The sequence below is a fragment of the Aeromonas sp. QDB62 genome (genome assembly GCF_027705695.1).
Classification (GTDB): domain Bacteria; phylum Pseudomonadota; class Gammaproteobacteria; order Enterobacterales; family Aeromonadaceae; genus Aeromonas; species Aeromonas allosaccharophila.
In genome coordinates this window covers 36,951-62,287 of the sequence record NZ_JAPDCD010000011.1, presented here as the reverse complement: position 1 = coordinate 62,287, position 25,337 = coordinate 36,951, and the positions used below count along the sequence as shown (strand labels likewise).

Annotated in this window: 31 protein-coding genes and 2 pseudogenes; 23 read left to right on the top strand and 10 right to left on the bottom strand. The window is 61.0% G+C overall.

The window, feature by feature from the left end; translation table 11 throughout:
- Positions 1 to 68: 68 nt before the first annotated feature.
- Positions 69 to 1,259, top strand: coding sequence for a MalY/PatB family protein (locus tag OKC27_RS07620; protein ID WP_270806135.1), 1,191 nt, complete (start codon positions 69 to 71; stop codon positions 1,257 to 1,259).
- 92 nt (positions 1,260 to 1,351) lie between these two features.
- On the opposite strand, the gene OKC27_RS07615 is transcribed toward OKC27_RS07620, so the two are convergent.
- The 8 genes and pseudogenes from OKC27_RS07615 to OKC27_RS07580 all read right to left on the bottom strand — a co-directional run.
- The gene (locus OKC27_RS07615) at positions 1,352 to 1,774 is read right to left on the bottom strand and encodes a hypothetical protein (RefSeq protein WP_270806134.1); all 423 of its coding nucleotides are present in this window, start codon (positions 1,772 to 1,774) and stop codon (positions 1,352 to 1,354) included.
- Complete coding sequence (locus OKC27_RS07610) at positions 1,774 to 2,724, bottom strand: hypothetical protein (RefSeq protein ID WP_270806133.1); 951 nt, start codon at positions 2,722 to 2,724, stop codon at positions 1,774 to 1,776. Before OKC27_RS07610 ends, OKC27_RS07615 begins: the two co-directional genes overlap by 1 nt.
- A 137-nt stretch (positions 2,725 to 2,861) precedes the next feature.
- Complete coding sequence (ascU, locus tag OKC27_RS07605) at positions 2,862 to 3,920, bottom strand: SctU family type III secretion system export apparatus subunit AscU (protein ID WP_270806132.1); 1,059 nt, start codon at positions 3,918 to 3,920, stop codon at positions 2,862 to 2,864.
- Entirely contained in the window at positions 3,917 to 4,705 is a 789-nt protein-coding gene (ascT, locus tag OKC27_RS07600; protein WP_270806131.1) for a SctT family type III secretion system export apparatus subunit AscT, read from the bottom strand. The genes ascU and ascT overlap by 4 nt, the downstream gene beginning before the upstream one ends.
- A complete protein-coding gene (gene ascS, locus OKC27_RS07595; protein WP_005334586.1) occupies positions 4,702 to 4,968 on the bottom strand; it encodes a SctS family type III secretion system export apparatus subunit AscS in 267 nt (88 codons plus the stop codon). The genes ascT and ascS overlap by 4 nt, the downstream gene beginning before the upstream one ends.
- Position 4,969: 1 nt before the next feature.
- Positions 4,970 to 5,623, bottom strand: coding sequence for a SctR family type III secretion system export apparatus subunit AscR (gene ascR, locus OKC27_RS07590; protein ID WP_182937920.1), 654 nt, complete (start codon positions 5,621 to 5,623; stop codon positions 4,970 to 4,972).
- A complete protein-coding gene (gene sctQ, locus OKC27_RS07585; protein WP_270806130.1) occupies positions 5,620 to 6,546 on the bottom strand; it encodes a type III secretion system cytoplasmic ring protein SctQ in 927 nt (308 codons plus the stop codon). The genes ascR and sctQ overlap by 4 nt, the downstream gene beginning before the upstream one ends.
- Positions 6,543 to 6,938 (bottom strand): annotated as a pseudogene (locus OKC27_RS07580) (type III secretion system needle length determinant); the annotation flags it as partial. The pseudogene OKC27_RS07580 and the gene sctQ, both read right to left, overlap by 4 nt.
- 435 nt (positions 6,939 to 7,373) lie before the next feature.
- Here OKC27_RS07580 and OKC27_RS07575 point away from each other — a divergent pair.
- The gene (locus tag OKC27_RS07575; RefSeq protein WP_270806128.1) at positions 7,374 to 7,700 is read left to right on the top strand and encodes a hypothetical protein; all 327 of its coding nucleotides are present in this window, start codon (positions 7,374 to 7,376) and stop codon (positions 7,698 to 7,700) included.
- Here the strand turns inward: OKC27_RS07575 and OKC27_RS07570 are convergent.
- Positions 7,629 to 8,090 (bottom strand): type III secretion protein, encoded by a 462-nt coding sequence (locus OKC27_RS07570; RefSeq protein WP_270806127.1) that lies wholly within the window; start codon positions 8,088 to 8,090, stop codon positions 7,629 to 7,631. The two genes, OKC27_RS07575 and OKC27_RS07570, sit on opposite strands and share 72 nt — an antisense overlap.
- Positions 8,087 to 9,409, bottom strand: coding sequence for a SctN family type III secretion system ATPase AscN (gene ascN, locus OKC27_RS07565; RefSeq protein WP_270806158.1), 1,323 nt, complete (start codon positions 9,407 to 9,409; stop codon positions 8,087 to 8,089). Before ascN ends, OKC27_RS07570 begins: the two co-directional genes overlap by 4 nt.
- A gap of 189 nt (positions 9,410 to 9,598) precedes the next feature.
- Between ascN and aopN the strand changes: the two genes are divergently transcribed.
- The 21 genes and pseudogenes from aopN (at position 9,599) to OKC27_RS07460 (ending at position 25,337) form a co-directional block, all read left to right on the top strand.
- The gene (aopN, locus tag OKC27_RS07560) at positions 9,599 to 10,477 is read left to right on the top strand and encodes a SctW family type III secretion system gatekeeper subunit AopN (protein ID WP_270806126.1); all 879 of its coding nucleotides are present in this window, start codon (positions 9,599 to 9,601) and stop codon (positions 10,475 to 10,477) included.
- Positions 10,458 to 10,739, top strand: a complete 282-nt coding sequence (acr1, locus tag OKC27_RS07555) for a type III secretion system gatekeeper subunit Acr1 (RefSeq protein ID WP_005334576.1) — start codon at positions 10,458 to 10,460, stop codon at positions 10,737 to 10,739. Before aopN ends, acr1 begins: the two co-directional genes overlap by 20 nt.
- On the top strand, positions 10,736 to 11,107 hold the full coding sequence (gene acr2, locus OKC27_RS07550) for a SycN family type III secretion system chaperone Acr2 (RefSeq protein ID WP_111809607.1): 372 nt from the start codon (positions 10,736 to 10,738) through the stop codon (positions 11,105 to 11,107). The genes acr1 and acr2 overlap by 4 nt, the downstream gene beginning before the upstream one ends.
- Positions 11,108 to 11,186: 79 nt before the next feature.
- A complete protein-coding gene (gene ascX, locus OKC27_RS07545; RefSeq protein WP_005334573.1) occupies positions 11,187 to 11,552 on the top strand; it encodes a type III secretion system protein AscX in 366 nt (121 codons plus the stop codon).
- A complete protein-coding gene (gene ascY, locus OKC27_RS07540) occupies positions 11,549 to 11,899 on the top strand; it encodes a type III secretion system chaperone AscY (protein WP_270806125.1) in 351 nt (116 codons plus the stop codon). Before ascX ends, ascY begins: the two co-directional genes overlap by 4 nt.
- Complete coding sequence (gene ascV, locus OKC27_RS07535) at positions 11,832 to 13,997, top strand: SctV family type III secretion system export apparatus subunit AscV (protein ID WP_269475269.1); 2,166 nt, start codon at positions 11,832 to 11,834, stop codon at positions 13,995 to 13,997. The genes ascY and ascV overlap by 68 nt, the downstream gene beginning before the upstream one ends.
- Positions 13,994 to 14,434, top strand: a complete 441-nt coding sequence (locus tag OKC27_RS07530) for an LcrR family type III secretion system chaperone (protein ID WP_270806124.1) — start codon at positions 13,994 to 13,996, stop codon at positions 14,432 to 14,434. Before ascV ends, OKC27_RS07530 begins: the two co-directional genes overlap by 4 nt.
- Before the next feature lie 39 nt (positions 14,435 to 14,473).
- Entirely contained in the window at positions 14,474 to 14,758 is a 285-nt protein-coding gene (locus OKC27_RS07525) for an LcrG family type III secretion system chaperone (RefSeq protein WP_042872885.1), read from the top strand.
- A gap of 9 nt (positions 14,759 to 14,767) precedes the next feature.
- Positions 14,768 to 15,703, top strand: a complete 936-nt coding sequence (locus OKC27_RS07520) for a virulence-associated V antigen (RefSeq protein WP_270806122.1) — start codon at positions 14,768 to 14,770, stop codon at positions 15,701 to 15,703.
- A gap of 9 nt (positions 15,704 to 15,712) precedes the next feature.
- Complete coding sequence (gene acrH / locus OKC27_RS07515) at positions 15,713 to 16,216, top strand: SycD/LcrH family type III secretion system chaperone AcrH (protein ID WP_058052899.1); 504 nt, start codon at positions 15,713 to 15,715, stop codon at positions 16,214 to 16,216.
- On the top strand, positions 16,197 to 17,384 hold the full coding sequence (aopB, locus tag OKC27_RS07510) for a type III secretion system translocon subunit AopB (RefSeq protein WP_442866067.1): 1,188 nt from the start codon (positions 16,197 to 16,199) through the stop codon (positions 17,382 to 17,384). The genes acrH and aopB overlap by 20 nt, the downstream gene beginning before the upstream one ends.
- Before the next feature lie 12 nt (positions 17,385 to 17,396).
- Positions 17,397 to 18,284 (top strand): type III secretion system translocon subunit AopD, encoded by an 888-nt coding sequence (aopD, locus tag OKC27_RS07505; protein WP_270806121.1) that lies wholly within the window; start codon positions 17,397 to 17,399, stop codon positions 18,282 to 18,284.
- Positions 18,285 to 18,419: 135 nt separating this feature from the next.
- Positions 18,420 to 18,863 (top strand): type III secretion system chaperone, encoded by a 444-nt coding sequence (locus OKC27_RS07500; protein WP_270806120.1) that lies wholly within the window; start codon positions 18,420 to 18,422, stop codon positions 18,861 to 18,863.
- Positions 18,864 to 18,865: 2 nt separating this feature from the next.
- Entirely contained in the window at positions 18,866 to 19,099 is a 234-nt protein-coding gene (locus tag OKC27_RS07495) for a T3SS regulon translocated regulator ExsE family protein (RefSeq protein ID WP_270806119.1), read from the top strand.
- Entirely contained in the window at positions 19,096 to 19,497 is a 402-nt protein-coding gene (locus OKC27_RS07490) for a YscW family type III secretion system pilotin (RefSeq protein WP_270806118.1), read from the top strand. Before OKC27_RS07495 ends, OKC27_RS07490 begins: the two co-directional genes overlap by 4 nt.
- A gap of 352 nt (positions 19,498 to 19,849) precedes the next feature.
- The gene (locus OKC27_RS07485) at positions 19,850 to 20,665 is read left to right on the top strand and encodes a helix-turn-helix transcriptional regulator (RefSeq protein WP_058052905.1); all 816 of its coding nucleotides are present in this window, start codon (positions 19,850 to 19,852) and stop codon (positions 20,663 to 20,665) included.
- A gap of 119 nt (positions 20,666 to 20,784) precedes the next feature.
- A complete protein-coding gene (locus OKC27_RS07480; RefSeq protein WP_270806117.1) occupies positions 20,785 to 21,600 on the top strand; it encodes a T3SS regulon anti-activator ExsD domain-containing protein in 816 nt (271 codons plus the stop codon).
- Between the two features lie 15 nt (positions 21,601 to 21,615).
- Complete coding sequence (ascB, locus tag OKC27_RS07475; protein WP_270806116.1) at positions 21,616 to 22,041, top strand: YscB family type III secretion system chaperone AscB; 426 nt, start codon at positions 21,616 to 21,618, stop codon at positions 22,039 to 22,041.
- A pseudogene (gene ascC, locus OKC27_RS07470) lies at positions 22,014 to 23,870 on the top strand (SctC family type III secretion system outer membrane ring subunit AscC). The gene ascB and the pseudogene ascC overlap by 28 nt, the downstream one beginning before the upstream one ends.
- Positions 23,867 to 25,171: a type III secretion system inner membrane ring subunit SctD gene (gene sctD, locus OKC27_RS07465; protein ID WP_270806115.1), complete on the top strand. Its 1,305-nt coding sequence runs from the start codon at positions 23,867 to 23,869 to the stop codon at positions 25,169 to 25,171. Before ascC ends, sctD begins: the two are co-directional and overlap by 4 nt.
- Positions 25,134 to 25,337, top strand: a complete 204-nt coding sequence (locus tag OKC27_RS07460; protein WP_111805601.1) for an EscE/YscE/SsaE family type III secretion system needle protein co-chaperone — start codon at positions 25,134 to 25,136, stop codon at positions 25,335 to 25,337. The genes sctD and OKC27_RS07460 overlap by 38 nt, the downstream gene beginning before the upstream one ends.

Here is a 25,337-nt window from a genome sequence, read left to right as displayed (position 1 = left end):
ACGGGGGGCGCAAGCCCCCCTTGTTTGCCTCTCCCAATATGTCTCCTGTTTATGGAGGGAGAAACTTCATGCACGATATTTATGACTTCGACCGCGTGGTCGACCGCCACGGCACCTACTGCACCCAGTGGGACTATGTGGTCGACCGTTTTGGCCATGCCGATCTGCTCCCCTTTACCATCTCCGACATGGATTTCGCGACCGCCCCCTGCATTCGCCAGACGTTAGCAGCCCGCCTTGAGCACGGGGTATTTGGCTACAGCCGCTGGAATCACGACGACTTCAAAGGGGCGGTGAGCGACTGGTTTGCCCACCGTTACGGGGCGAGCCTCGACCCCGAGACGCTGGTTTACGGCCCCTCGGTCATCTATGTGATTGCCCAGCTGGTGAGCCTCTGGTCGGCGCCGGGCGAAGGAGTGCTGGTGCATACCCCCGCCTACGACGCCTTCGGCAATATGCTGGTTGCCAATGACAGGGTGCTGTTGCCTTGTCCGCTTAAAAAAGAGCAGGGGAGTTACCAGATAGACTGGGTCTGTTTCGAGCAGCAAGCGGCCCGCCCCGATTGCCGGATTTTGCTGCTCTGCAGCCCCCACAACCCCACCGGCCGGGTCTGGACGCGGGATGAACTCGGCCGGATGGCCGCCATCTGCCAGCGCCACGGGGTCAAGGTCATCACGGACGACATCCATATGGATGTGAGCTTTGCCCGCTACCTGCCGTGGAGTGAGGTAGCGCCGGATGACCACTGGGCGCTGGTGAGCTCGGGATCCAAATCCTTCAATATTCCCGCCCTTGGCGGCGCCTACGCCTTTATCGCCAACGCCGAGGCGCGGGCCGCCTATCTGCAGCGGCTCAAGGCGGCCCATGGCCTCTCATCGCCGCCCATTCTCGGGGTGCTGGCCCATATCAGTGCCTATCGGGACGGCGCAGCCTGGCTCGATGCCCTGAAAAGCTATCTGCATGGCAACCTCACCCAGGTGGCGGCGCGGCTCAACGCGGCTTTCCCCGCCATCGACTATCGGGTGCCCGAAGGGACCTATCTCGCCTGGATTGATCTGCGCGGCCTTGGCATCGATTCCACCGAACGGATGGATGCGCTGCAGACCTTGCTGGTGGAGAAATACCGGGTCGCCATCATGCGCGGCGACACCTACGGCCCGGAAGGCAAAGGCTATATCCGCCTCAACGTCGGCTGCCCCCGCTCGAAGGTCGATCAAGGACTCGACGCCCTGATCGGCGCGCTGGGGGAGGTGGGGTAGGGCAAATCCATTCAACGTGAGAAACAAAACGGGGCCATCAGTGATGGCCCCGTTCTGGTTGCGCTGTGTTCCCTTATCAACCGACGCCAAACTCAGGCGCGAATGGTCGTCGGGATAGCGCAGTTCGGGCGTGATACGGCTGGTTCGATTGCGGGCTCACTGACCCCAGGGGTTGCCGGGGCCGTGCTTTGGGTCAGGGCGTCGGCTTGATGCAACATGCGGCTGACCATGTCGGTCAGGAGATCCACATCCAGTTTATCCAGCCACTCGCGGCACCAGAGCAGGGTGCTCTGCTCGCTGCCGCGACTGAGTTGCAGCACCGGCCAGTCGGCCATGGCGGCGAGGGAGGGGGTCTGGATATCCCCCAGCGGGATAAACAGGGTCACCAGTTGATCCCGCTCGCGAATATGGAGGCTGAAGGGGCCCGCCTGCAGATCCAGTCCCTCTTCGTGCAGGCACTCCTGCGGCAGGGATAGCTGGCGAACGAGGGTCGATAGCATGGCATGAAACATCATTAATCCTCCTGACGGGCGTTATCAAAGACCGACTCTGTGGGCGGCCACAGGTTGGCGATAGGGGGGCGGGCGGGGGTGCCGACCAGTGGCGCACCGATGGTTGCGGCCCAGGGGTCGACCACTTTGGCGTGTGGCCCCCAGCTCTCCGGCTTGGTGAGTTCACTCCCCTCGGCACGGCCAATCACCACAAAGCAGTGAGTCTGGGCGTGACCTTGTGCGCCACGGTGGGCCAGCACTTCGATCCGCTGATCACTGTTGTGGCGCAGCAGTTCGGCCGCCGCCGAATAGGCCAGGGTCGAGCAGCAACCGGCCTTGGCGTCATCCACCGCCTTCGCGATGTTTTCCATGGTGCGCAAGGAGAGTGGCTGCTTGTTTTTGGTGATCTGGATGGCGGCCATATTGGCGCTGTTGTTGGCGCGCTGGTTGGCCGCCAGACGCTGGGGATCCTGCCCGAAGTCGTTGAGTTTGCCGATGATCTTCTGGTAGCCCGGGTTGTTGGGCCGGACAAAGGTCTGGGCGTCGGTGCAGGCGTAGCTGCCCAGTTTTTCCAGTCCGGCCATGCTCTTTTGCAGCAGTGCCTGAGTGCCACCCGCCATCACTTTCGGTTCATGTCGCGGGGCGGCTCTGGTGATGGCCCCCTGTTCGGCCAGCGCCTGTTTCAGTTCGGTCAGACGAGCGCCGCGAGCGGCCACCTCTTTCGGGTGGTGCTGTTCCCAGTGCTGGATTGCATCCTGCACCCGCTGCGCCTTGCCGCTATCGGGGGCGCTTTGCAACTGGCGCAGGGCGCTGATGACCTGCTTGAGATCGCCGCTCTGGAAGTGGCCGATGCCACGCTGAACGGACTGTTCGAACAGTTTGTTGCCCCGGGTCAGCAGCGGGCTGGCTTCTGCCTGATGAGACGGCGCGGTGTGGTTGAGGTGAATGTGTCCACCGATTGCTGGTAAGGCCATGATGTGATTCCCGACAGGGTTGACGATAAGGGGATGATAACGAGCCGTGGCGGTGCGCTATATCAGGGGGCGGTCGGGGATTTGTCAGTTTTTCACTGTTTATGCCGTTTGTTCGGCGATGTGGGCAGCTTGCAGCCCTACCACTGTGGCCCTTCGCTCTGGCGCCACTGCTCCAGCCAGCGCAGGACTTCGGCGGTCGCCTCGATCTGGTCGGCGGGAATGTAGTTGTTGAGCTGGGCATCCCGATAGAGGGCGCGGGCCAGCGGAATGCGCTGCAGCACCGGGATCCCCTCCTCTTCGGCAATTTTGCGCACCTGCAGCGCCTGGGCATCGGTGAACTTGAGGGTGATCACCGGCAGCGGGGTTTCTCCCCGCTCGTAGCGGATGCCGATGGCGATATGGGTCGGGTTGGCGACGATCACCGAGGAGCGCTTCACGTCGGCGCGCATATTGCTCGACTGCAACTCCTGATGGAACTGGCGGCGCTTGCTCTTGATCTCGGGGCTCCCCTCCATCTCCTTGTACTCCCGCTTTACCTCGTCCTTGCTCATCTTGAGCTGCTTGATGTGCTGGTAGTGTTCGAAGGCGTAATCGGCGATGGCAATCACCACAAAGCCCATGGCGCAGACCGCCATCAGCTGGCCCAGCATGCCCCCCAGCACCGGGGTGATGCAGCTCATGCCGCAGCCGGGCAACTGGAGCATCGCCTGCAGGTTGCCCTCGATGGTGACCCATACCAAGAGGCTCAGCAGGGCCACCTTGAGCAGGGATTTGGCGAACTCCATCAGGCTCTTGATGGAGAAGATCTTCTTGGCCCCCTCCACCGGATTGATCTTCTTGATGTCGGGCTTGATGGACTCGCCGCTCAGCAGAAAACCGTACTGGGCGAAGTGGGAGACGAGCACCACCAGCGCCGAGACCGCGAGGATCGGGATGCAGAGATAGGCCATCTCCTGCATCAGGTTCTCCAGCACATGGTTGAGCGCCTGGCTAAAGGGGAGGTTGAGATGGGATTCGGGGATCAGCATCAGCTTGCCCAGATGTTCGAGGTAGTAGTCGGACATCGCCATCAGCATGCCGATCAGGCTCAGGATGATGGCGGTGGAGACCACCTCCTTGCTCTTGACCACCTGCCCCTTCTTGCGAGCGTCCCGCAACTTCTTGGGGGTGGGCTGTTCGGTCTTCTCGCCGCTCATCGCGCCTCCAGAATGGGGATCAGCAGTTGCAGCGGGTCCATCACCGCCAGCACCTGCTTATAGGCGTGATCCATCATCAGCTTGATGTAGATGACCAGCAGCAGGCTGGCGACGGCGCTCTTGATCGGCATCGCCAGCACGAAAACGTTGAGGGAGGGGGCGAAGCGGCTGATCAGCGCCAACCCGAATTCGGCCAGAAACATGGCGATCAAGAGCGGCGCCGCCAGCAAAGTGCAGAGCAGCAACATATGGCTGAACTGGCCGTAGAAAAAGTTGACCCACTGCTCGTCGATGGTGGGAAAAAAGTGGGCGACCGGCCAGCTGATATAGCTCTGGAACAGGGCGGCCAGCAGGGCAAGAAAGGCGCCGCTGGCAAAGAACAGGGTGATCAGGGTCTGGGTCAGCAGCAGGCCGGTGGGACTGGTCTGGCTGCCGAGACTCGGGTTGAACAGGGATCCCATGGCGGCACCGCGCTGGTTGTCGATAAGAAACCCGCTCGCCTCGATGGCCCAGAAGGGGATGGCGGCGACAAAGCCGATCAGCAGGCCGAGCAGCACCTCCTTGGCGATCAGCATGGCCAGCGCCATGCCGTCGAGCTGATCCGGCAAGGTGTCGGCGACCGTGGGATAGGCGTAGAGCGCCAGCGAGCAGACCACGCCGTTGCGGATCATCGCTCCTCCCAGCATCTGTTTGCTCAGCACCGGCAGCATCACGAAGCAGCTGATAAAACGCGGTAGCAGCAAGGTATAGGCCAGCATCTGGGCCTGCAGGCTCTCCAGCGTCATTGGATCTGCGGCACCTTGAACAGCACCATGTCGGCAAAGCTGTAGAGCTCGTTACCCAGCCAGGCGGTGGTGGCAAACAGGGTGATCACCACGGCGATCAGCTTGGCGACAAAACCCAGGGTCTGCTCCTGGATCTGGGTCAGCGCCTGCAGCAAAGAGACCAGGGTGCCCACCAGCGCGGCGACCAGCACCGGCGGCATGGAGAGGATCAGCACCAGCCAGAGCGCCTGGCTGGTGAAGTGAAGGATATCGGCGTGACTCATGCTAGCCTCCGTAACTGATGACCAGCCCGTGGGTCAGGCGGGCCCAGCCATCGAGCAGCACAAACAGCAGCAGCTTGAAGGGGAGCGAGATGGTCATGGGAGAGACCATCATCATCCCCATCGCCAGCAAGATGTTGGAGATGATGAGATCGATGGCGATAAAGGGCAGATAGATGAGAAACCCGATTTCGAAGGCGCGGCTCAGCTCGCTCACGGTAAAGGCGGGCAGCAGGATCAGCAGGCTGTCGGGCTCCAGCCGGTCGGCATATTTGCTGGGCCAGAGCTGCTTGGTGCTGTCGATAAAGAAGGCGTGCTCCCGCGGCTTGATCTGCTTTTTCAAAAATTCGCGGTAGGGGGCCATCCCCTCGTCGAGGAACTTCTCCACCGATTCGGATTTGGTCAGCGACACCTCGTTCTGGCGCAGGTAATCCTGGGTGGCAAAGCCGACCGGCGCCATCACATAGATGCTGAGAATGATCGCCAGCCCGTACATCGCCATGTTGGGGGGGATCTGCTGCACCCCGAGGGCGTTGCGCAGCAGCGAGAAGACCACCGCCAGCTTGACGAAGGAGGTGGCCATCACGGCGATAAAAGGGAGCAGGGCCAGCAGCGCCAGCCCGACGATCAGGTTTAGCTCGTCCGGCAGCTGGATCATGACTGTGACTCGTTGCCTAGGCGCTCGACCCGTACCCCCAGGCGGCCCTGGATCTCCACCAGTCGGCCCACGCCCAGGGAGTGGCCGTTGCTGATGATGCGTACTTCGCCATCGAGGGGCGTGCCAAGATCGATCAGGGCGCCCGGTTGCAGGCTGGTGAGGGTGTGCCAGTCCAGCGTCTGGCGGCCCACTTCAAAGCTCACCTGGATCGGCAGTTGCTCCAGTTCGGTCGGGCCGAAGGGTTCAGCGGGTTCAGCGTTGTGCATGGCAATCAGTTCCAGATGTTGTTGATGGGGTTGGCAGTAGGCAAAGGGGCGACCCTCCACGCAGATCAGTAGTTGTTGGCCGAGCAGCGGATGCGGCGGTGGCAGCAGCACATCGCCGATGGCGAGGGTGGCGAGCTCATCCAGGGTCAGCCCCATCTCGCCCCACTGCAGGGAGAGGGTGAGGGGTAGCGGTAACCGCTGCTGCCGTGGCCGTGGCGGCAACTTGCTCAGCAGGGGCTCGGGCTGTTGCAGCCAGAGGGCGAGGCTGGCCCCCTCCCGTTGCAACAGCAGTTGCAGGGCGGGTTCGTCGGCCTTATCACGACTCTCTTGCCGGGTCAGCGCCGAGCAGGTGAGGCCCCCGAGGGGTTGTCCCAGCCGCTCGATCAGCGCCAGTTGCAGCGGCTCGGGCAGACTGAACAGCGCCGCCTGCTGCAGGTCGGGTGCCAGCCAGTGCGCCAGCTCGGCGCCGTGGCACAACAGCGGTAAAGAGAGCCCCTGCCACTGCAGTTGCAGTTGGGTATCGAGCGTCGCTGGTGGCAAACCGATGGCGAGGGCCAGCTCGCCGCCGCTCCAGTTAAAGTGCTGGCGGTACTGGCTCAGGGTCTGTTGCAAAGTCAGCTCCGCCAGCGAGGCGGAGCTGAGGGTAATCGGTGTCATGCGTCGGCATCCCACTCTTCGTAGATGGATCGTGTATGGCGCGAGCCCTGTTCACTGTCGGGCTGGCCGAAGAGATCGAGGGCGACCCGCTCGCCGGGATAGAGGCGCTGCAGGCGGTCGACCAGATCGCTGCGCCCCTGATTGAGCAGCAGCTCTCCTTGCTCCGTGGCGAGGATCTCGATCTGCAATTCGCCATGGTGGTGATCGATGCGAATGGCGAGATCGCCCAGCTGTGGCAACGTCAGACGCAGTAGCGGCGGACGCTCCGGGCGGCCCAGCTCCTGATAGATATCCACCGCCAGCCGCTCCAGCAGCTGACCCAGCTCCCGAGGGGCCTCGGTGGGCGCCAGCCGGGCGAGTTGCAGATCCCCGGGGGTTTTCACCGGTAGAGGGAGCGGTTGACCGCCGCCCTCGGGCATCTCGTCGCTCAGGGTGAGCTCATTGATGTCGGTGTCAGTGTCAGCGTCAGAGGCGATCTGCTCGGCGAGCTCACGGGCATCGACTCGGGCGGCATCCTTCAGTGGCTGGGCTGTTGTCCTATCCACACCAGAGCAGCTCCCGGCTATCTGCCCGTTGTCCGCTTCCCGATCGGAACATGTTGGAAGATCTTCCTGCGCCGATGACGGTGTGCCCTGTGCGCCCTCTCGCCCCGGCTGCGACCATGCTTCGGGGGCTTGGTGCGCGCTTGCCTCCCGCGCTATATCCTGCGAGTGCGGATCTGTTTGGTGCGCGGTTTCTTGCTTGTCACGGGCCGCCACATCCGCGAGGAAAGATCCGGATTGATCTTCTTGGATGGGCGATGCGTGCTGCTGTTTTTTTGACCTGGTGTGAGCGGCAGCGAGATCCTGCTGTCGGGCTTTATCGGCCTGCTCTTTTTTCTGTTGTTGCGCCAGCCGCAACTGTTGCTGCAACGGCTCTCGGCTCTGGCCATTCTCTCTGTGCCGGTAGGACGCCTTTTTTTCCTGTTCCTGCCGCATCGCCTGCTCGAAACGCTGCTGTTGCGATCGACTGGCCTCAGCCATCGGGGTGTCGCTTTGGGCTGTTGCTGCGCCCTGTATCGGGAGGATTCGGTTCATGACTCGTTACATCCTGATCTGCTGGCGGAACTCTTCCTGTTCCTGCTCTTCGCTGTAGTCACGCAGGGCTTGCTGTGAGGCCTGCTCCTGACGGTGTAGTTCGGCAAATTTCTGCTGCTGCTGGCGGGCGCGGTGTACCGCCAGCTGGCGCTCCTGCAAACGGATGCGCTCTTCGGCGACCCGCTCGGCCTGCTCGGCGGCGCTTTGTTCCAGCTGCGCCTCTTTCTCCCGCAGCAGCGCCACCTGCTGTTGCCACGCTTTGAGCCCCTTGCGATCGAGTTGCTCCGCCTGACAGAGGGCGAATAGCCGATCTTCTTCGGCCAGGCGCCACTGGCGATAGTCGAGACTCTCCTGATCCGCTTCGCGCTGGCGGCTATGGGCGAGCTGCAAGCGCGCCTGTTGGGTGGCGAGTTGCTGTTCTGCGCGATCCAGCCGCAGGTCTTTGATGCGTTGCAGGCGGCCAATCATCGGGTCAGTGTCTCCAGAGTGGCGAGGGCGTCCGGGAGTGAACTCGGCTCATGAGTACCCTGTTTCAGCCACTGGCGAATTGCCTCGATACGGGCAATCGCCTCGTCGGCTACCTTGTCCTGCCCTTTCTGGTATTCGCCGATCTGCAGCAACAGCTCCACCTCTTCATATTTCGCCAGCCAGCTGCGCAGCCGACCGGCCTGAGCCTGATGCTCGGGCTCGATGATCTGGTTCATCACCCGGCTGGCGGAGCGCAGCACGTCGATGGCCGGGTAGTGGTTGGCCGCCGCCAGTTTGCGCGACAGGATGATGTGACCATCGAGGATGGAGCGGGTCTCGTCGGCGACCGGCTCGGTCATGTCATCCCCCTCTACCAGCACGGTATAGAGGGCGGTGATGGAGCCCTTGTCCGACTGACCGGCCCGCTCCATCAGGCGGGGCAGGGCGGCAAATACCGAGGGCGGATAGCCCCGTCGGGTCGGTGGTTCGCCAGCGGCGAGACCAATCTCCCGCTGGGCACGGGCAAAACGGGTGACGGAGTCCATCAGCAGCAGCACCCGTTTACCCTGATCGCGGAAATACTCGGCGATGGAGGTGGCGACAAAGCCCGCCTTGGCCCGCTCCATGGCGGGGCGATCCGAGGTGGCCACCACCAGTACAGCCTTCTTGAGCCCCTCTTCTCCCAGATCCGCTTCGATAAATTCGCGTACCTCGCGGCCACGCTCACCGATCAGCGCCAGCACGGTGACATCCACCTCGGCGCTGCGAATAAGCGACGCCAGCAGGGTGCTCTTGCCGCCACCGGCGGCCGCGAAGATCCCCATCCGTTGCCCCTCGCCGCAGGTGAGCAGGCCGTCGATGGCGCGAATGCCGAGCGAAATGGGCTCGGCGATGCGCTTGCGGCTCATGGGGGCCGGGGCGTCGCGATAGACCGGATACCAGGCCTCGGGCTCCGGCAGATGGCCGCCGCCAAAGGGGTTGCCGAGGCCATCGAGCACCTGGCCGAGCAGATGCTCGCCGACCCCGACCTGATGCATGGCGCCGGTCGGGCTCACCTCGGTGTTGGAGGAGATGCCAAACATCTCGCCAAGGGGGGTAAGCAGCGCTTGATGCTGGGCAAAACCGATCACCTCTGCCTGCAGGGAGAGAGTGTTGTCGGGGTTGCGCAGATGGCACAGCTCGCCGATCCGCGCGCCCGGAACGACTGCCTTGAGCAGGGTGCCGGTCACCTGGGTGACCCGGCCACGGATCTGGATCAGGCGGCACTCGTCGATGGCATGCCGAAGCTGGCCGGGGATGTGGTCGAGGGAGAGGGTCATAACAATCTGCGCCATTGAAACTGGTGGCCACTATAGGGGATGGGGGGCTGCGGGGATTTCAGCGCGAGTCGGGACTTTTTAGAAAACCGTTGGGGGCGGGCTAAAAATTCACGGCCGATTTTGGCATAGGGAGGCGGGGGCGATTTTTATAATGCCATCCTCGTCAATCCATTCGTCACGGGAGTTTCCATGGCCATTATCCAGAGCAACCCCTATGCCCCTGCCGCCCAGCCCGAGCTGCGTGGTGAAGAGGCTGCATCCCGTCAGGCTCCCCTGCAGGGTGGGCAATTTCAGGGGGAGCGGGTCGTGCTGGCCAGTGCCGCCCAGTCGCTGGCCGATGCCGCCGAAGAGCTCACCTTCGTCTTCTCCGAGCGATCCGAACTCTCGCTCGCCAAGCGCAAGCTGAGCGACAGCCACGCCCGCATCAGCGAGATCGAGGCGCTGGTGGGGGACTACCTCGACAAGGTGCCGGAGCTGGAACGCCAGCAGAAGATCAAGGAGATGGTGAGCCACCTCGGCAGCGGTCGGCTGGCCAACCTCTCCCAGTTGCTGGCCTACCTCGAGAGCTATTCGGGGGAGGTGAGCGAGCAGTTCGAGGCGCTCTGTCAGGCGCGCAAGGCGCTATCCGGACGACCGGAGATGCAGGGCACCCTGGCGCTGGTCGAGCAGGCGCTGGCCAAGCTGGCGGACGAGCAGGGCAGTGCCATCGTACTGGGTGCACGCATTACCGGCCCTGCGGCCGAAGCGGCCAAAGCGGGCGTGGGGGCCGAGCAGGATCTGCGAGATCTCTATCGCGATGCGGTGCAGGACTACCGTGCCCTTTCTGCCGCCTGGCGCGATATTCACAGCCGCTTTGGCAACGGTGCACTGGAGAAGGTGACCGGTTTCATGATGAAGGCCCTGAGCGCCGATCTCGACAGCCAGCAGCGCTGGCTCGACCCGGTCAAGCTGGAGCGGGTGATGAGCGACATGCATAAGCTGCGGCTGCTTAACACTCTCTCGGCGCAAGTGGACGAGCTGTGGCAACGGGTGAAGGAGGGCTCGGCCCATGGCATACGGGCCTTCTGATCTGATGGGCGATCTGATCGCCCTGGTGGAGAAACGCTGGGCCAGCGTGCGCGATGTGGAGCAGGTCGGTGTCGCGCTTGAGCTGTCAGATTGTCGCCAGCAGGTGCTGCTCTATCAGGAGCTCAAGCGGCTGATCCGCCTGCTGCCGGTGGAGCTGTTCAGCGAAGAGGAGCAGCGCCAGAACCTGCTGCAGTGCTGTCAGGGTGCGCTCGATAACGCCATCGAGCGGGAAGAGGATGAGTTGTCTGGAGAGTCGTCATGAACTGGATTGAACCCCTGCTGGTGCACTTTTGCCAGGATCTGGGCATCACCATCGGGGATAACCCCCATTCGCTGATCCAGCTTGAACTGGAGCAGAGCGGCACCCTGCAACTGGAACGCCATCAGGGGCAACTGACCCTCTGGTTGGCGCGCGCCGTGCCTTGGCATCAGAGTGGCGAGGCGATCCGCCGCGCCATGACCCTGACCGCGGCGGCGCAAGGCCCGGCGCTGCCGGTGCGCAGCGGCTGGCTGGGGGAGGATCAGCTGATCCTCTTCGTCACTCTGGATGAGCGGGCCGTGACCCTGCCCCAGCTCCATCAGGCAGTGACCACCCTGACCCGGCTGCAACGAGAGGTGCTGGCGTCATGAGCCGGATCACAGCTGCCCGTCATTGGGTTATCGAGTCGTCTGGCGTCAATAGACCCGCCCGTTTTAAGGGGGAGATGATATGAGCCGCATTACCGCTGCCCATATCGGGATCGAACAGCTCAGCGCCATCTCCCTTGACGATCAGGAGCGCAGCCTGCCGGGGCGTTATGCCCTGCTGCCAGATGGCCAGTCCATCGAACCCCATATCAGCCGCCTCTACCCCGAGCGGCTGGCGGATCGGGCGCTGCTCGATTTCGCCACCCCGGATCGCGGCTTTCACGACTTGCTGCGACCGGTTGATTTCAATCAGGCGATGCAGGGGCTGCGCAGTGTGCTGGCAGAAGGGCAGAGCCCCGAGTTGCGAGCTGCCGCCGCGCTGCTCGAGCAGATGCACGCCGATGAACAACTGATGCAGATGACCCTTCATCTGCTGCACAAGGTATGACCATGGCTCTTACGTCACAGCAGCAGGATGCGCTGCTGCTCACCGGTTGGCTGCAACTGCAATATGGCCACCCCGACAAGGCGAGCGTGCTGCTGACCGCCCTGCTGCAGATCCACCCCGGCCATCAGGGGGGGCGACGAACCCTACTGGTGGCCCTGCTCAAACAGGGCGAGGGGGAGGCCGCGCTGGCCCATGTCGATCAGCTGATGCAGCAAGGGGCGGCCGACGGCCCGCTCTGGCTCTGCCGCAGCCGGGCCTGCCAGTTGGCGGGTCGGCTGGATGAAGCCCGTTTCGCCTATCAACAATACCTCGAACTGGAAGAGCAGAATGAATCAACGCTCCCTTGAGCTGCTGCGCCGGATAGGCGAGCGCAAGGACATCATGCTGGCGATCCTGCTGCTGGCCATCGTCTTCATGATGGTCTTGCCGCTGCCGCCGGTGGCCCTCGATATCCTGATCGCTATCAACATGACCATCTCGGTGGTGCTGCTGATGATGGCGGTCTATATCAATTCGCCGCTGCAGTTCTCCGCCTTTCCGGCGGTGCTGCTGATCACCACATTGTTCCGGCTCGCCCTGTCGGTGAGTACCACCCGGATGATCCTGTTGCAGGCCGACGCGGGGCAGATTGTCTACACCTTCGGTAACTTCGTGGTGGGGGGCAATCTGGTGGTGGGGATCGTCATCTTCCTCATCATCACCATCGTCCAGTTTCTGGTGATCACCAAGGGCTCGGAGCGGGTCGCCGAGGTGAGTGCCCGCTTCTCCCTTGATGCCATGCCCGGCAAGCAGATGAGTATCGACGGCGACATGCGTGCCGGGGTGATCGATGTGCACGAGGCGCGGGAGCGGCGCGGGGTCATCGAGAAGGAGAGCCAGATGTTCGGCTCCATGGATGGCGCCATGAAGTTCGTGAAGGGGGATGCCATCGCGGGCCTCATCATCATCTTCGTCAACATCCTCGGTGGCGTCACCATCGGGGTGACCCAGAAGGGGTTGTCCGCCGCTGATGCGCTGCAGCTCTACTCCATCCTGACGGTGGGTGATGGCATGGTCTCCCAGGTGCCGGCCCTGCTGATCGCCATCACCGCGGGGATCATCGTGACCCGGGTCTCTTCCGAAGAGTCCTCCGATCTGGGTACCGACATCGGCGCTCAGGTGGTGGCCCAGCCCAAGGCGCTGCTGATCGGCGGTCTGCTGCTGGTGCTGTTCGGGCTGATCCCGGGCTTCCCGATGATCACCTTCTTTACCCTGGCTGCCATCGTCACGGCGGGCGGTTACTTTATCGGGGTGCGTCAGCGCAAGGCGCAGAGCAGCAACAGTCAGGATCTTCCTGCCGTGCTGGCGCAAGGGGCGGGAGCCCCCGCTGCCCGCAGCAAGCCAAAACCGGGCAGCAAACCGCGGGGCAAGCTGGGGGAGAAGGAGGAGTTCGCCATGACGGTGCCGCTGTTGATCGATGTGGATGCCGCGTTGCAGGCCGATCTGGAGGCGATCGCCCTCAACGACGAACTGGTGCGAGTGCGCCGCGCTCTCTATCTCGATCTCGGGGTGCCCTTCCCGGGTATTCACCTGCGTTTCAACGAGGGGATGGGGCCCGGCGAGTACCTGATCCAGCTGCAGGAGGTGCCGGTGGCCCGCGGTCTGCTGCGACCGGGCCATCAACTGGTGCAGGAGAACGCCTCCCAGCTCGATCTGCTGGGTATCCCCTACGAGGAGGGGGCGCCGTTGCTGCCGGGGCAACCGACCTTGTGGGTCGCTAATGAACATCAGGAGCGGCTGGAGAAGTCGCGGCTCGCCACCCTCACCACCGATCAGGTGGTGACCTGGCATCTCTCCCATGTGCTGCGGGAATATGCCGAGGATTTCATCGGCATTCAGGAAACCCGCTACCTGCTGGAGCAGATGGAGGGGAGCTATGGCGAGCTGGTCAAGGAGGCGCAGCGCATCATTCCGCTGCAGCGGATGACCGAAATTTTGCAGCGGTTGGTGGGGGAGGATATCTCGATCCGCAACATGCGCGCCATCCTCGAGGCCATGGTGGAGTGGGGTCAGAAAGAGAAGGATGTGGTGCAGCTCACCGAGTACATCCGCAGCAGCCTCAAGCGCTACATCTGCTACAAGTACGCCAACGGCAACAACATACTGCCCGCCTATCTGCTCGATCAGCAGGTGGAGGAGCAGATCCGCGGTGGCATTCGCCAGACCAGTGCCGGCAGTTATCTGGCGCTCGACCCAACCATTACCCAGAGCTTCCTCGATCAGGTGCGCCATACCGTCGGTGATCTGGCCCAGATGCAGAACAAGCCGGTGCTGATTGTCTCCATGGATATCCGCCGCTATGTGCGCAAGCTCATTGAGGGGGATTATCACGCCCTGCCGGTGCTCTCTTATCAGGAGCTGACCCAGCAGATCAATATCCAGCCGCTCGGACGGGTCTGCCTGTGAGGGGGGATCCGCTGATCCCCTGGCTGCAGGCCAGGGGGCTCGATGTAACCCCCTACCATCTGGGCAATACCCCCATCCAGCTCGGTCACGGTTTTTGCTATAGCCATATCTACCTCGCCTGGCGGGTCGATCCTGCGACCCGGCGGGTCTGGATCCTGCTGGTGCGTCGTGAGGGCGAGCGGGCCGGACTGGCCAATCCTTTTGCTGCCCTCTATCTGCTGGCCGACGCCACCCTGGCGGTGCTCGGGCCGGGCCATTTTCTCTACGGCAATGTCGATGTGTTTCGCGGCAGCAGCTTAAGCGGCGAACGGCTCGGCCAGTTCTATCTGCGTTGGACCGGTGCCAGTGAGCCCGAGCCCGGCTGGTTCTCACTTGATGTTGCAAAAGTTATCTCATTGTCCGCAATGCGAAAACGACAAAAGCACGGCCTTGCGTGACAGGCATGTCCAAAGGGGCCTCATAGAATAGGAGCCAAGATGAAACAACCGCGTTTTGCCCACCATAGCGAGACTATCGCGCAGGCAGAGCAGGCCATCGCCGACAGCGACCACCGCAACGCCCTGTTGCAGGAGATGCTGGCGGGACTGGCCCTCTCGGATCAGACCTGTCAGTTGTTGTTCGATGCCCCGACCGAACAGGTGGCGGTGGCCGAGCAGGAGCTGTTGGCGGAGATCCAGCGCCGGCAGGCACGACAGCCTGCCCAGCCGGGAGAGGCCCGCAAGAGCCGCCGCCCGGCCATGATGCGCGGACTGATGATTTAAGGAGTTGTGATGAGCACTATCCCTGACTACAACAGCAACCCGGCCGAGTTTATGCGTTGGCTTGATGGTCAATCCCTCGACAAGTTGCCAGGCAATAAAAATCCCAAGCTGGCCGAGTTGCTGGCCCTGCTCGAGGGCAAGATCACCATCAGTGCGGATCAGCCGACTCCGCTGACCAAGGAGCAGTTGGAGAAGTTGCTGGCGGCCTATCTGACGGATCCGGCCAGCGTCAACGGGGCCTGGCCTAAGGGACAATTTCAGGTTGGCCTGGAGGCCGCCATTACCGCCATCAAGGGAATGATAGAGCGGGGCGGGAAACAAACCCCGCCGGTCACCAGCTGGACCGTCTCTGAATTTATGTTGCTTGGTCTCAGCGCGTTGACCATGGATCGCGTCGATGACGACATCATCACCGTTTTTACCGGAGTGATGGCGTTTCAGGACAACAAGCGCAAGGCGCTCAGTGACGAACTGAAAGATATGACGGCCGAGTTGAAGATTTACGGGGTGATCCAGTCCGAGATCAACAAGGTGCTCTCTGCCAAAAACGACCAGACCTTCAAAACCGATTTCAACCTGATGGATCACACCCTCTATGGCTACGCGTCGGTGGCCGATTTTCAAAAGGGGCCCGAGTACAAGTTGCTCAAGGAGATGCAGAAGGATGGCAAGGTCACGGTCAAGGATTTCCTTGAGAGTGACAAGAAGAAGAGCGGCGCCATGAGTGGCATTGAAGCCGAGTACAAATATGACAAGGACAACAACAAGCTTGGCAACTTCTCCACCAGTGTGGGTGACCGTGCCCGTCCGCTCAACGATCAGGTGAGCGAGAAGACCACTCGTCTCAATGACGTCAGCTCGCGCTACAACGCCGCCATCGAGGCACTCAACCGCTTTATCCAGAAATACGACAGCATCATGCGCGACATTCTTGGCGCAATTTAAGGAGAGATCATGCAGACCGACACCACCCTGACTCCGGAATATGAAGCCGAGCTTGAGGCCTTTATGGCGGATGGCGGCACCCTGGCCATGCTGCAGGATATCTCTGGCGATACCCTGGAGCAGCTCTATGCGCTGGCCTTTGGCCAGTATCAGGCCGGCAAGTGGCAGGATGCCCACAAGATCTTCCAGGCCCTCTGCATGCTGGATCACTACGAGCCGCGCTATTTCCTCGGGCTGGGGGCCTGTCGTCAGGCGATGGGTGAATTCGAGACGGCAGTTCAGAGCTACAGCTTTGGCGCCATGCTCGATCTGAACGACCCCCGTTTCCCGTTTCATGCCGCCGAATGCCGGCTGCAACAAGGTGATTTGAACGGGGCCGAGAGTGGCTTCCACTCGGCCCACCTGCTGGCGGAGACAGATCCGTCGCAGGCCGACCTGGCGGCAAGCGCCAAGGTCATGTTGGAAGCCATCGCACTCAGAAGGGATCAGCAAGATGAACCCGATCAGCAATGAAAGACCCGTTTCCCCGCTGGGAAACACCGGTGACGTTGCGGGCCTGACGCCCGTTACCCACCCACGCAGTGAGACACGGCTCGATGCCGCAACAGCGCAAATCACCGGGCAACTTCGCAAGTCAGGCGTGGCCTTGAATGCCCCTCTTGCCGTGAGCAATGGTCAGCCCGGTGCAAAACAGGTGGCCGACATTGAACGGCTGCTGGCATCGGTCAAGCAGAACACCAGCTTGCTCCTGCCGCGTACCAGTGCACTGGTGACGGCAGCCTTTACGTCACCCGAATCCTTCGAGATTGAGCTGGGCAAGTTGACCAGCGATCTGGAGAAGACCCAGACCAGGTTGAAACTGGCAGATCTCAAGCGTGCGCGAGAGCTGAACGAGAAGAAGATCGGCGAGAACCAGGAGAAGCTCAAAGAGGCGGAAGAGAGTGCCCAGAAGGCCAAAAAGTCCGGTCTGGCCAGCAAGATCTTCGGCTGGATCAGTGCGATTGCATCCATCATCATCGGCGCCATCATGGTGGCGACCGGTGTAGGTGCTGCGGCAGGTGCGCTCATGATTGCAGCCGGCACGGTCGGGGTGGTGAATATGGCGGTGCAGCAGGCGGCAGCGGATGGCCTTATCTCCAAGGAGGTGATGGATAAGCTGGGCCCGATATTGACAGCGGTCGAAGCGATTCTCGCGGTGGCCTCAGCCGTGGTCACTTTTGGGGCCGGTGCCGTCAAGGGGCTCGCCAAGCTGGGCGTAAAAATGGGATTCAAGATGGCAGGTAAGGGGACGAGTGAGATTGGCCTCAAGCTTATCCAGAACTCCGCCAAGGCTTATCTGAAAGCCGCAGATATCTCGACCAAGCTGGGGGGAAGCACGGCGAGCACCATTGCGAAAGTCGCCAAGGTGGGTACCCAGGCGGCGGATATGATCGTCGATGTGGGCAGTGGGGTGACCAAGGTTGTCGATAATGCCTACCAGGCCAAGTCACTGGACAAGCAGGCTGAGCTACTGGAAAACCGTCATGAGATGACCGCGCTGCAGGGCGTTATCGACAAACTCAAAGAGGCGATTGCCCAGATCATCGAGGCGTTCCAGCAGACCATGGAGATGATCTTCCAGATGCTCAACGCCAAAGGCGACATGATGAACAACCTGGCCCGCAGACCCGCCGCTATCTAAGGAGTACCGACCATGATTGACAATAACTACACCAATAGCGTGAACCATGTCCCCCTGTTGCCGGAGGCGAGAGTGGGAGAGGGGCAGACAGGCAACCAGATAACCGCCCATGAAGCGGGTGGTTCAACTGGCCTGCCGGGGGCTGCCCGGAATGGTCTCCCCGTGCTGTCCCGTCCGGTCATCCCGTTCGATACCAAGGGGGTACCGCAGATGCTCGAGCAGCTGGAAAGCGTGATGGATATGATGTCACTGCTGTTCAAGCTGGCCCGGCAGGCTCGGGAAATGGGTCTGGTCCAGCGGGATACCGAGAACAAGCTGGTTATCACCCATCAGAAAGCACAGGTCGAAGAGATGCGCCATGGCGCCAAGCTGATGATCGCCATGGCGGTGGTGTCCGGTGTGATGGCGGGAATGTCGGCCATCATGGGGGGCTTCTCCTTGAACAAATCGGGCAAGGCGATCAAACAGGACAAGGCGCTTAACGCCAATATCGCCGGCCGGCAGAAAGAGCTGAAGCAGGTCGCTGATATCAAGAAGACGGCGGGCCTTGAAATGGGGGATGCAGGGCAGGATTTGACCGCCAGGATCAAGGTCGACAAGGCATCCCTGCAGACCCTGAACAAGAAATTTGAGGCCAATAACAGCCGTCAGCAGGTTTTCAATACCGTGCTCCAGTCTGGAGGACAAATGGGCAACTCGGCAGTGCAGGTATCGCAAGGGAACAGCCAGGCAGATGCCAAGGAAGATGAAGTCAAGGCGAGCATCAGCCAGGCCGAGAAGCAGAAGATTGAGGACAATATGTCCTTCAATGTCAGCTTTATGAAAGACGTGTTGCAAATGATGCAGCAGTACGCCCAGAGCCAGAATCAGGCCTGGAAAGCGGCATTCGGCGTTGCGTAAACGCCACCCCATGCAAGGCGCCCGTTCGGGCGCCTTTTTGTTTTTCCGGCCATTTTTCTTAAAAGTGGCGCCCTTGAGTGACAGCCCGTATTGCCGTGGCAGGCTAACATCTCCTCCTCTCTGCTGGAGGAAATCATGGATGTAACTGTCATCACCAATCGACTGCTCACTGAATTTGCCACCAAATATGGTTTGCCAGCCCTGACCCTGAATCAGGAGGGGGTTGCGGCGCTCTGTTTTGACGAGCAGTTGCAACTCAGCCTGATCCTGGTACCGGAGCGGGATCAGCTGGTGTTGCAGGCCGACGTGGCCGAGCTGCATCAGGTCGGCGAGGGGATCTTTCGTCAGCTGGCCAGCTTCAATCGTCACTGGTATCAGTTCAATCTTCACTTCGGTTTCGATGAAGAGAGCCTGACGGTGCAACTCTATCGCCAGATGACGGCAAGCCGGTTGACTCTGGCATACCTTGAAGAGAGCCTCGCCAGCATGCTGGAGCATGCCGAGTTCTGGCAGACGCTGCTGCAACCCACCACTCGGGAGGCAGGCAGCAGTGATCAGGTGATGGGAGTGCGGGTATAACCATGAAGATTCAGGAATCACAAGGCGCACTGGCCCTGCATGGGACAGAGCCGGGCAAGGCGGGTGCATTTGCCGGCAGAACCATGAGCACAGGGTCAGCCAGTGCAAGCCAGATCCCCCTGTCGGCCCTGCTGCGACGCTCCATTACCCTCAATCAGGTGCAGGAGCTGGCGCTGCAGCGACTGCAACAGGGTGAGCACACCCGGCTGAGCGAACGGCGGATCCGGGTGTTATGAGAGGTCTGCTGGCGCTGATGCTGTTGGCCATGCTGGCCGGTTGTGTTACCACCCCGGCGTCGAAGCCATCGCTACAGCAACTCAGGGGCGAGGTGCATTTCCCGCAAGCGTTGCCACGTCCGGCGACGGTCGAGGTGACGGTGCTCAGCGTGATCGAGGGGCATCCGCTGCAAGTGGCCGCCACCCGCTATGAGGTGACCATGTTGCCCTTGCAGTTTGATTTGCGATTGACCCCCCTGCAATTGGCGGAAGGTAATATCTATGTGCGTGCCAGATTGCGATTTATTGATAGCGCAGCGGTGCAGGCCATGCGTCAGCAGAAAGTTTTTAAGGTTTTTAATGGCGAGAAAATGGTTATTCAATTGCAACCAAGATCTTGTTATCCACAATGTCAGTAGTGGGCGTTTTTATATAAAGATAAGCAAAATCAGTTAGTTGTTAAGTATATGATTAATATTGAAAGTTTCTTTTTGTAACGAACTATCTTTTGCTGTAAATACAGCTGAAAGTATGAGCCATTGTAATGAATAAATAGTGTGTTCACTCTAATTTTTGGCTGGTTTTTCTGTTTGCGACTGTTGTAGGATTCACGTCCATTTCAATGACGATTAATTTTAAGTTGTTATTGTCATGGATTCATTCGTAAAAACAATAAATACAAAAATAAAAGACAAATAATAAAGCACCCGAGAGAGGCCTGCCTCCGCTGAGGTGTTACTGGCACTACACGCAGATTCAGGAAAACAAAATATGAAGGGCATTACTACCACAGAGAAGGGCGATATGGCCCTGCTCCAGTGGTGCATGTCTGCTTTTAACGTCATCGAACATCCGCAAGAGGGAATCTATATTCTCCTGGAAGGATCGATGACCTGGCAGGACTGTACCGATACCTATGAACTGTCTCCCAACGAACTCCTGTTCGTGCGCCGTGGTAACTACGCGGTCTGTACCGGTGACAGCCCCTGCCGCCTGCTTTGGCTACCCCTGTCAAACGCCTTTTTGCAAGGTTTCTTGCAACGTTTTGGTTCACTGTTGAGTGAAGTCGCCCGGCTGGAGGGGATGGCCCCCACGTTGCTGCCGTTTCACTCATCCCCTTTGCTGACCCAATGTATTCAGGGGCTGCGCGGGTTGACCGAACATGACCATCCCCCCGCACTGGCCCAATTGCGCACCGAAGAGTTGCTGTTTCTGCTCGCCTTTGGCGAACAGGGGGCTCAACTGATGTCAATTTTGCGTCAGCTGAGCAATCGCCAGGTCGAGCGGTTGCAACAGTTTATGGAAAAACACTATCTGATGGAGTGGAAGCTCAGCGAATTCGCCAAAGAGTTCGGCATGGGGTTGACCACCTTCAAGGAGCTGTTTGGCTCGATATATGGGGTTTCTCCCCGCGCCTGGATCAGTGAACGGCGGATCCTCTTCGCTCATCAGTTATTACTCAATAGCGAAATGAGCATCGTCGATATTGCGATGGAGGCCGGTTTCTCCAGCCAGTCCTATTTTACCCAGAGTTATCGCCGTCGTTTTGGTTGTACGCCAAGCCGTGCCAGACATGGCACAGATTAACGCCGGACTAAAATAATCTGACGTTTTTTATAAGCCGCGGAGCGAGGCAATGGATAGAATAGCCAGCATATCGAAACATCATTCCATTATTGCCCGCAGCAAGATGAGCAAGGCATAGCATGAGTCAGCAAGATCACCATTCACCTAACCAGGGCCTGTTTGCAGGTCGTCGGGTTACCGTTGTCCAGCCAGATACCCTGAGTCGGGATCGTCTGGTCGGCCAGCTGTCCGTGCTCCGTTATCAGGATGCCGGCGTGATCACCTCGCAGCAGATGGCCCTGTTGCAACGGCTGTTGCCAAGAACCCGGCTGGAGAGCCTGTTGGGCTCCATCTGGTTTCAGCGCCGTCTCGATGCTGCGCTGGCCGTCTCGCGCGAAGAGCTGCAACAGATCTTGCGGCTGGCTGGCAGCGATCGTTGCGACTGGATGCAACAGCTGGGGGACCGCATCAATCTGGCGGAGCGTCCCTTGTTGTGGCACTGGGTGCTCTATCCCTTGCACCGCTGGTGGGTTCAGCATCTGGAACCTCTCTACGGCGCCTGGCTTAACGAGCTGGAGCAGTTGCAGGTAATGCGCCGCCAGCTCAATGCCCAGGCGGTGTTCTGGCAGACCGTGGTCGATGTACCGGCCGGTCTGGAGAGCCGGATCGCCGAACAACTCGCACAGCTGAGCCAGCGCGAGCAGGAGCTCACCCAGCTGCAGCGCGATTGCGAGACACGTCTTCAGCTGGCCTGGCCTGCCTGGTATGCGCAAACGAGCAAGGAGGGCAATCCGGATCTGCTGATGCCGGTGCCGCGGGAGCTCGGCGTATTCTGGCATGCCCTGCAGGCACTGCCCCATCAGGATGATGCCGCCAGAACACTGCACGAGTGGCTGGTCGGCCGGGGCATTGCCCTGGGTCAGGATCACTTCTACTGGCAGCCTCCTGCGCCCTAGATAGCCCGAGGAACTATGCACACGCTACTGAATCGATTGGCCGCAAACCTTGGCCAAGGGCCTTTTATTGCCGACGCACAGGGAAAGTACCATCTGCGACTCGATGGTTATCCCCTCTTTTTGACCCCCAGAAACGGTGAATTGCTGCTGAGCACCCCGCTTGCAAGTAGCCAGAGGAATGGCGCTGAGAGCCATGATCCGGCGCTGCTGAAGCGTCTGTTGCAACAGGTAGTGGCCTGGGGCCGCCATGCCCCCCATGCCCTGGTGCTGGATGATCTTGGCAATCTGCAGCTGGAGGCGCGGCTCGCGCTGGAGTGGCTCGACGAGCAACTGCTGGCGGAGCGCCTGAGCCAGCACATCGCGCTGCTGGAGCGGTTGGAACCCCAATTGACCGAGGCCGCACTGGCCCCCCAATGGAGACAGATGATATGGCACCCTTGAGCGTGCAACCCCTGCTGCGCCCCCTGTTGTGGATCTGCTTCGCCGTGATGGCGTGGCTGCGCCCGGCCATGGCGCAGGAGCTGGACTGGGTGCCCATGCCGTACAGCTATGTGGCGGAAGGGGAGAGTCTGCGCGATGTGCTGGTCAACTTCGGGGCCAACTACGAGGTCTCGGTGGTGGTCAGCGACAAGGTCAACGATCAGGTCAACGGCCAGTTCGAGCATGACGAGCCGCTCGCCTTCTTGCAGCAGCTCGCCTCCCTCTACAACCTGGTCTGGTACTACGACGGCAATGTGCTCTACGTCTTCAAGAACAGCGAAGTGCAGTCCCGTCTCATCAATCTGGAGCAGACCGGTGCCGCCGAGCTGAAACAGGCGCTGCAGCGTGCCGGGATCTGGGAGCCGCGCTTTGGCTGGCGCCCCGATGCGGATAACCGGCTGGTCTATGTCTCTGGCCCGCCCCGTTACCTTGAACTGATCGAGCAGACTGCGCTGGCGCTGGAGCAGCAGACTCAGCTGCGCAGCGAGAAGACCGGGCCGCTGGCCATCGAGATTTTCCCCCTCAAGTACGCGTCGGCCACCGATCGCTCCATCCAGTATCGCGATACCGATGTGGAGGCCCCCGGTTTAGCAACCATATTGGCCAGACTGCTCAGCGATGCCGGGGTGCAGATGGTCAACGGCGAGGGTAACAAGAAAGGGGCAGCGGTCACGTCCGGCCAGGCTATCGTGCAGGCCGACCCTTCCCTCAACGCGGTGATCGTGCGCGATACCCCTGAGCGGATGGCGATGTACGGCAAGCTGATTGCGGCGCTGGACAAACCGGCGGCCCGCATCGAGGTGGCGCTCTCCATCATCGACATCAATGCCGAGGATCTCTCCCAGCTGGGGGTGGATTGGCGAGTGGGGATCCGCACCGGTTCGAACCAGCAGGTGATCATCAAGACCACCGGCGATCGCAAGGGGATCGAAGGGGGCGCCGCGCTCGGCAGTCTGGTGGACTCTAAAGGACTCGACTATCTGCTGGCCCGGGTCAATCTGCTGGAAAGCGAAGGCAACGCCCAGGTGGTCTCCCGTCCGACCCTGCTGACCCAGGAGAACACCCAGGCGGTGATCGACCACAGCGAAACCTATTACGTGAAGATCAGCGGTGAGCGGGTGGCCGAGCTGCAGGGGATCACCTAGGGCACCATGCTGCGAATGACGCCCCGGGTGATCCAGATGGGCGACAGACCCGAGATCAGCCTGAGCCTCCATATCGAGGATGGTGGGCAGAAAGTTAACAGTACCGGTATTGACGGGATCCCGACCATCAGTCGTACCGTCGTTGACACCATCGCCCGGGTCAGCCACGGCCAGAGCCTGTTGATCGGTGGTATCTACCGCGACGAGATAAACGAGAACCTGAGCAAGGTGCCCTTTCTTGGCGACATCCCCTATCTGGGCGCGCTGTTTCGCAGCAAGGATACCCAGACCAAGCGCTCGGTGCGGCTCTTTATCATCGAACCACGGCTGATCGATGACGGCATCGCCCACTATCTGGCCCTCGGTAACGGTCAGGATCTGCGTGCCGGGTTGCTGGGGGCTGATGAGATCTCCAACCAGAGCCTCTCCCTTGGCAAGGTGCTGGGCGGCGCCCAGTGCCAGCCGCTGGCCGCAGCCCGTGATGTGCAGCAACTGCTGCGTCAGGGGGGCAAGAGCTCGTCCCTTATCCAGTGCCGGATGGGCAATGAACTGGGGTGGCGACTGGTCGAGATGGACAAGGATCAAAAATGTACGCCTGCTGCCAACTGGTGTGTGCAGGCGGGCAACGAGGGCGTCACCCGATGAGCTGGAAGTGCCGTGTCTATCGCGGGCTCAACCGCGGGGTGGAAGTCCCTCTGCCGGAGGGGCGTCTGGTCATCGGCGCCGATCCCCTCAAGGCCGATCTGGTGCTGGTAGATGAAGGGATGGCCGCCGAGCATCTGGTACTGCTGGTGAGTGGTGAGGGGATCACCCTGCAAGCCTGGGCCGACGGCATCACCCCGACTCAGGACGGTGTCGCCCTGACCGCGGGAGACTCGCTCAGGGCGGGGGCGCGACTGGAGGCTGGCCCGCTGCTCTGGAGCTTCTGTGACAGCAGCCGTTCACTGCCCGAACAGCTCGATGCGCAGGCCTTGGTGGCTGCGCCATCCCGTGCGCCGCGGCGGCGGGCGACTGGCGCCGATGTCTGGATGGGCGCCCTCTGTCTGAGTCTGGTGGTCGCGGTGATCTTGCTGCTCGGCACAGGCTGGTGGCATGGCGCTGACGAGAACGAATCTGCGCGCACAGAGCAGGCATTGAAGCGCTTTCTGGCCGCGCCGAACTACCGTCAGGTGGTGTTGAACAACAGCGATCCCGAGCTGTGGCAACTCTCGGGTTACGTCGATGAGAACAGCGCGCGTCTTGCGCTGCAGCAGTACCTCGACAGCAATGGTTTCAGCTATCGGCTCGAGCTGCGCACCATGGAAGATTTGCGGCAAGGGGCCGGTTTTATCTTGCAGAAGCTGGGTTATGAACAGCTGCAGATCCGCAATGGCAAGGAGCCCGGCTGGCTCAAGCTCAGCGGTGAAATTCAGGGGCAGGATGGCAAATGGAGCAGCATTGAATCCCTGCTCAAGCAGGAGGTGCCCGGCCTGCTGGGGGTTGAGAATCAGGTACAGATTGCCGGGGCCTATCGCAAGCGCCTCGATGTCTTGCTGCAGGAGCAGGGCCTGGCTGGAGCATTGCGGGTGCGCGAGGCGGGTGGGCGACTCGAACTCTCCGGTCAACTGGATGAGCGCGACCTTGGCCAATTTCAGCTGGTGAGCCAGCAGTTTCGCCGGGAGTTTGGTGCCTACCCGATGCTGGAGCTGATCAATCAGACCAGAACGCCGCGCCAGGATGAGCTGGAGTTCGATGTGCGCAGCGTCTCGTTTGGCCGGGTGCCCTACGTGATCCTGGCGGACAACCAGCGCTATCCGGTGGGGGGCGCAACTGCCAGCGGCGTGCGCGTGCTGGCCATTCGCCGCGATGCGGTGGTGGTGAGCAAGGGCAAGCAGCAATACATCGTCAAATTAAAAGGAGTCGAGCAGCATGATGACCAGTATGGAAGCGCGACTGTCCGGCGCTGATCCCGCCTTTACCCGCGAGCTGCGCGAGCAGCTTGTGCAGGCACAGGGCGCAGTGAAGCGGCAACTGCTGCGTGGGGGAACTCCGCAACAGTATCAGGCGTGGCAACAGCAGGCCGATGCCATCGAGGCGGGCATGAAGATACTTGAACAGATAGAGGGAGTATGA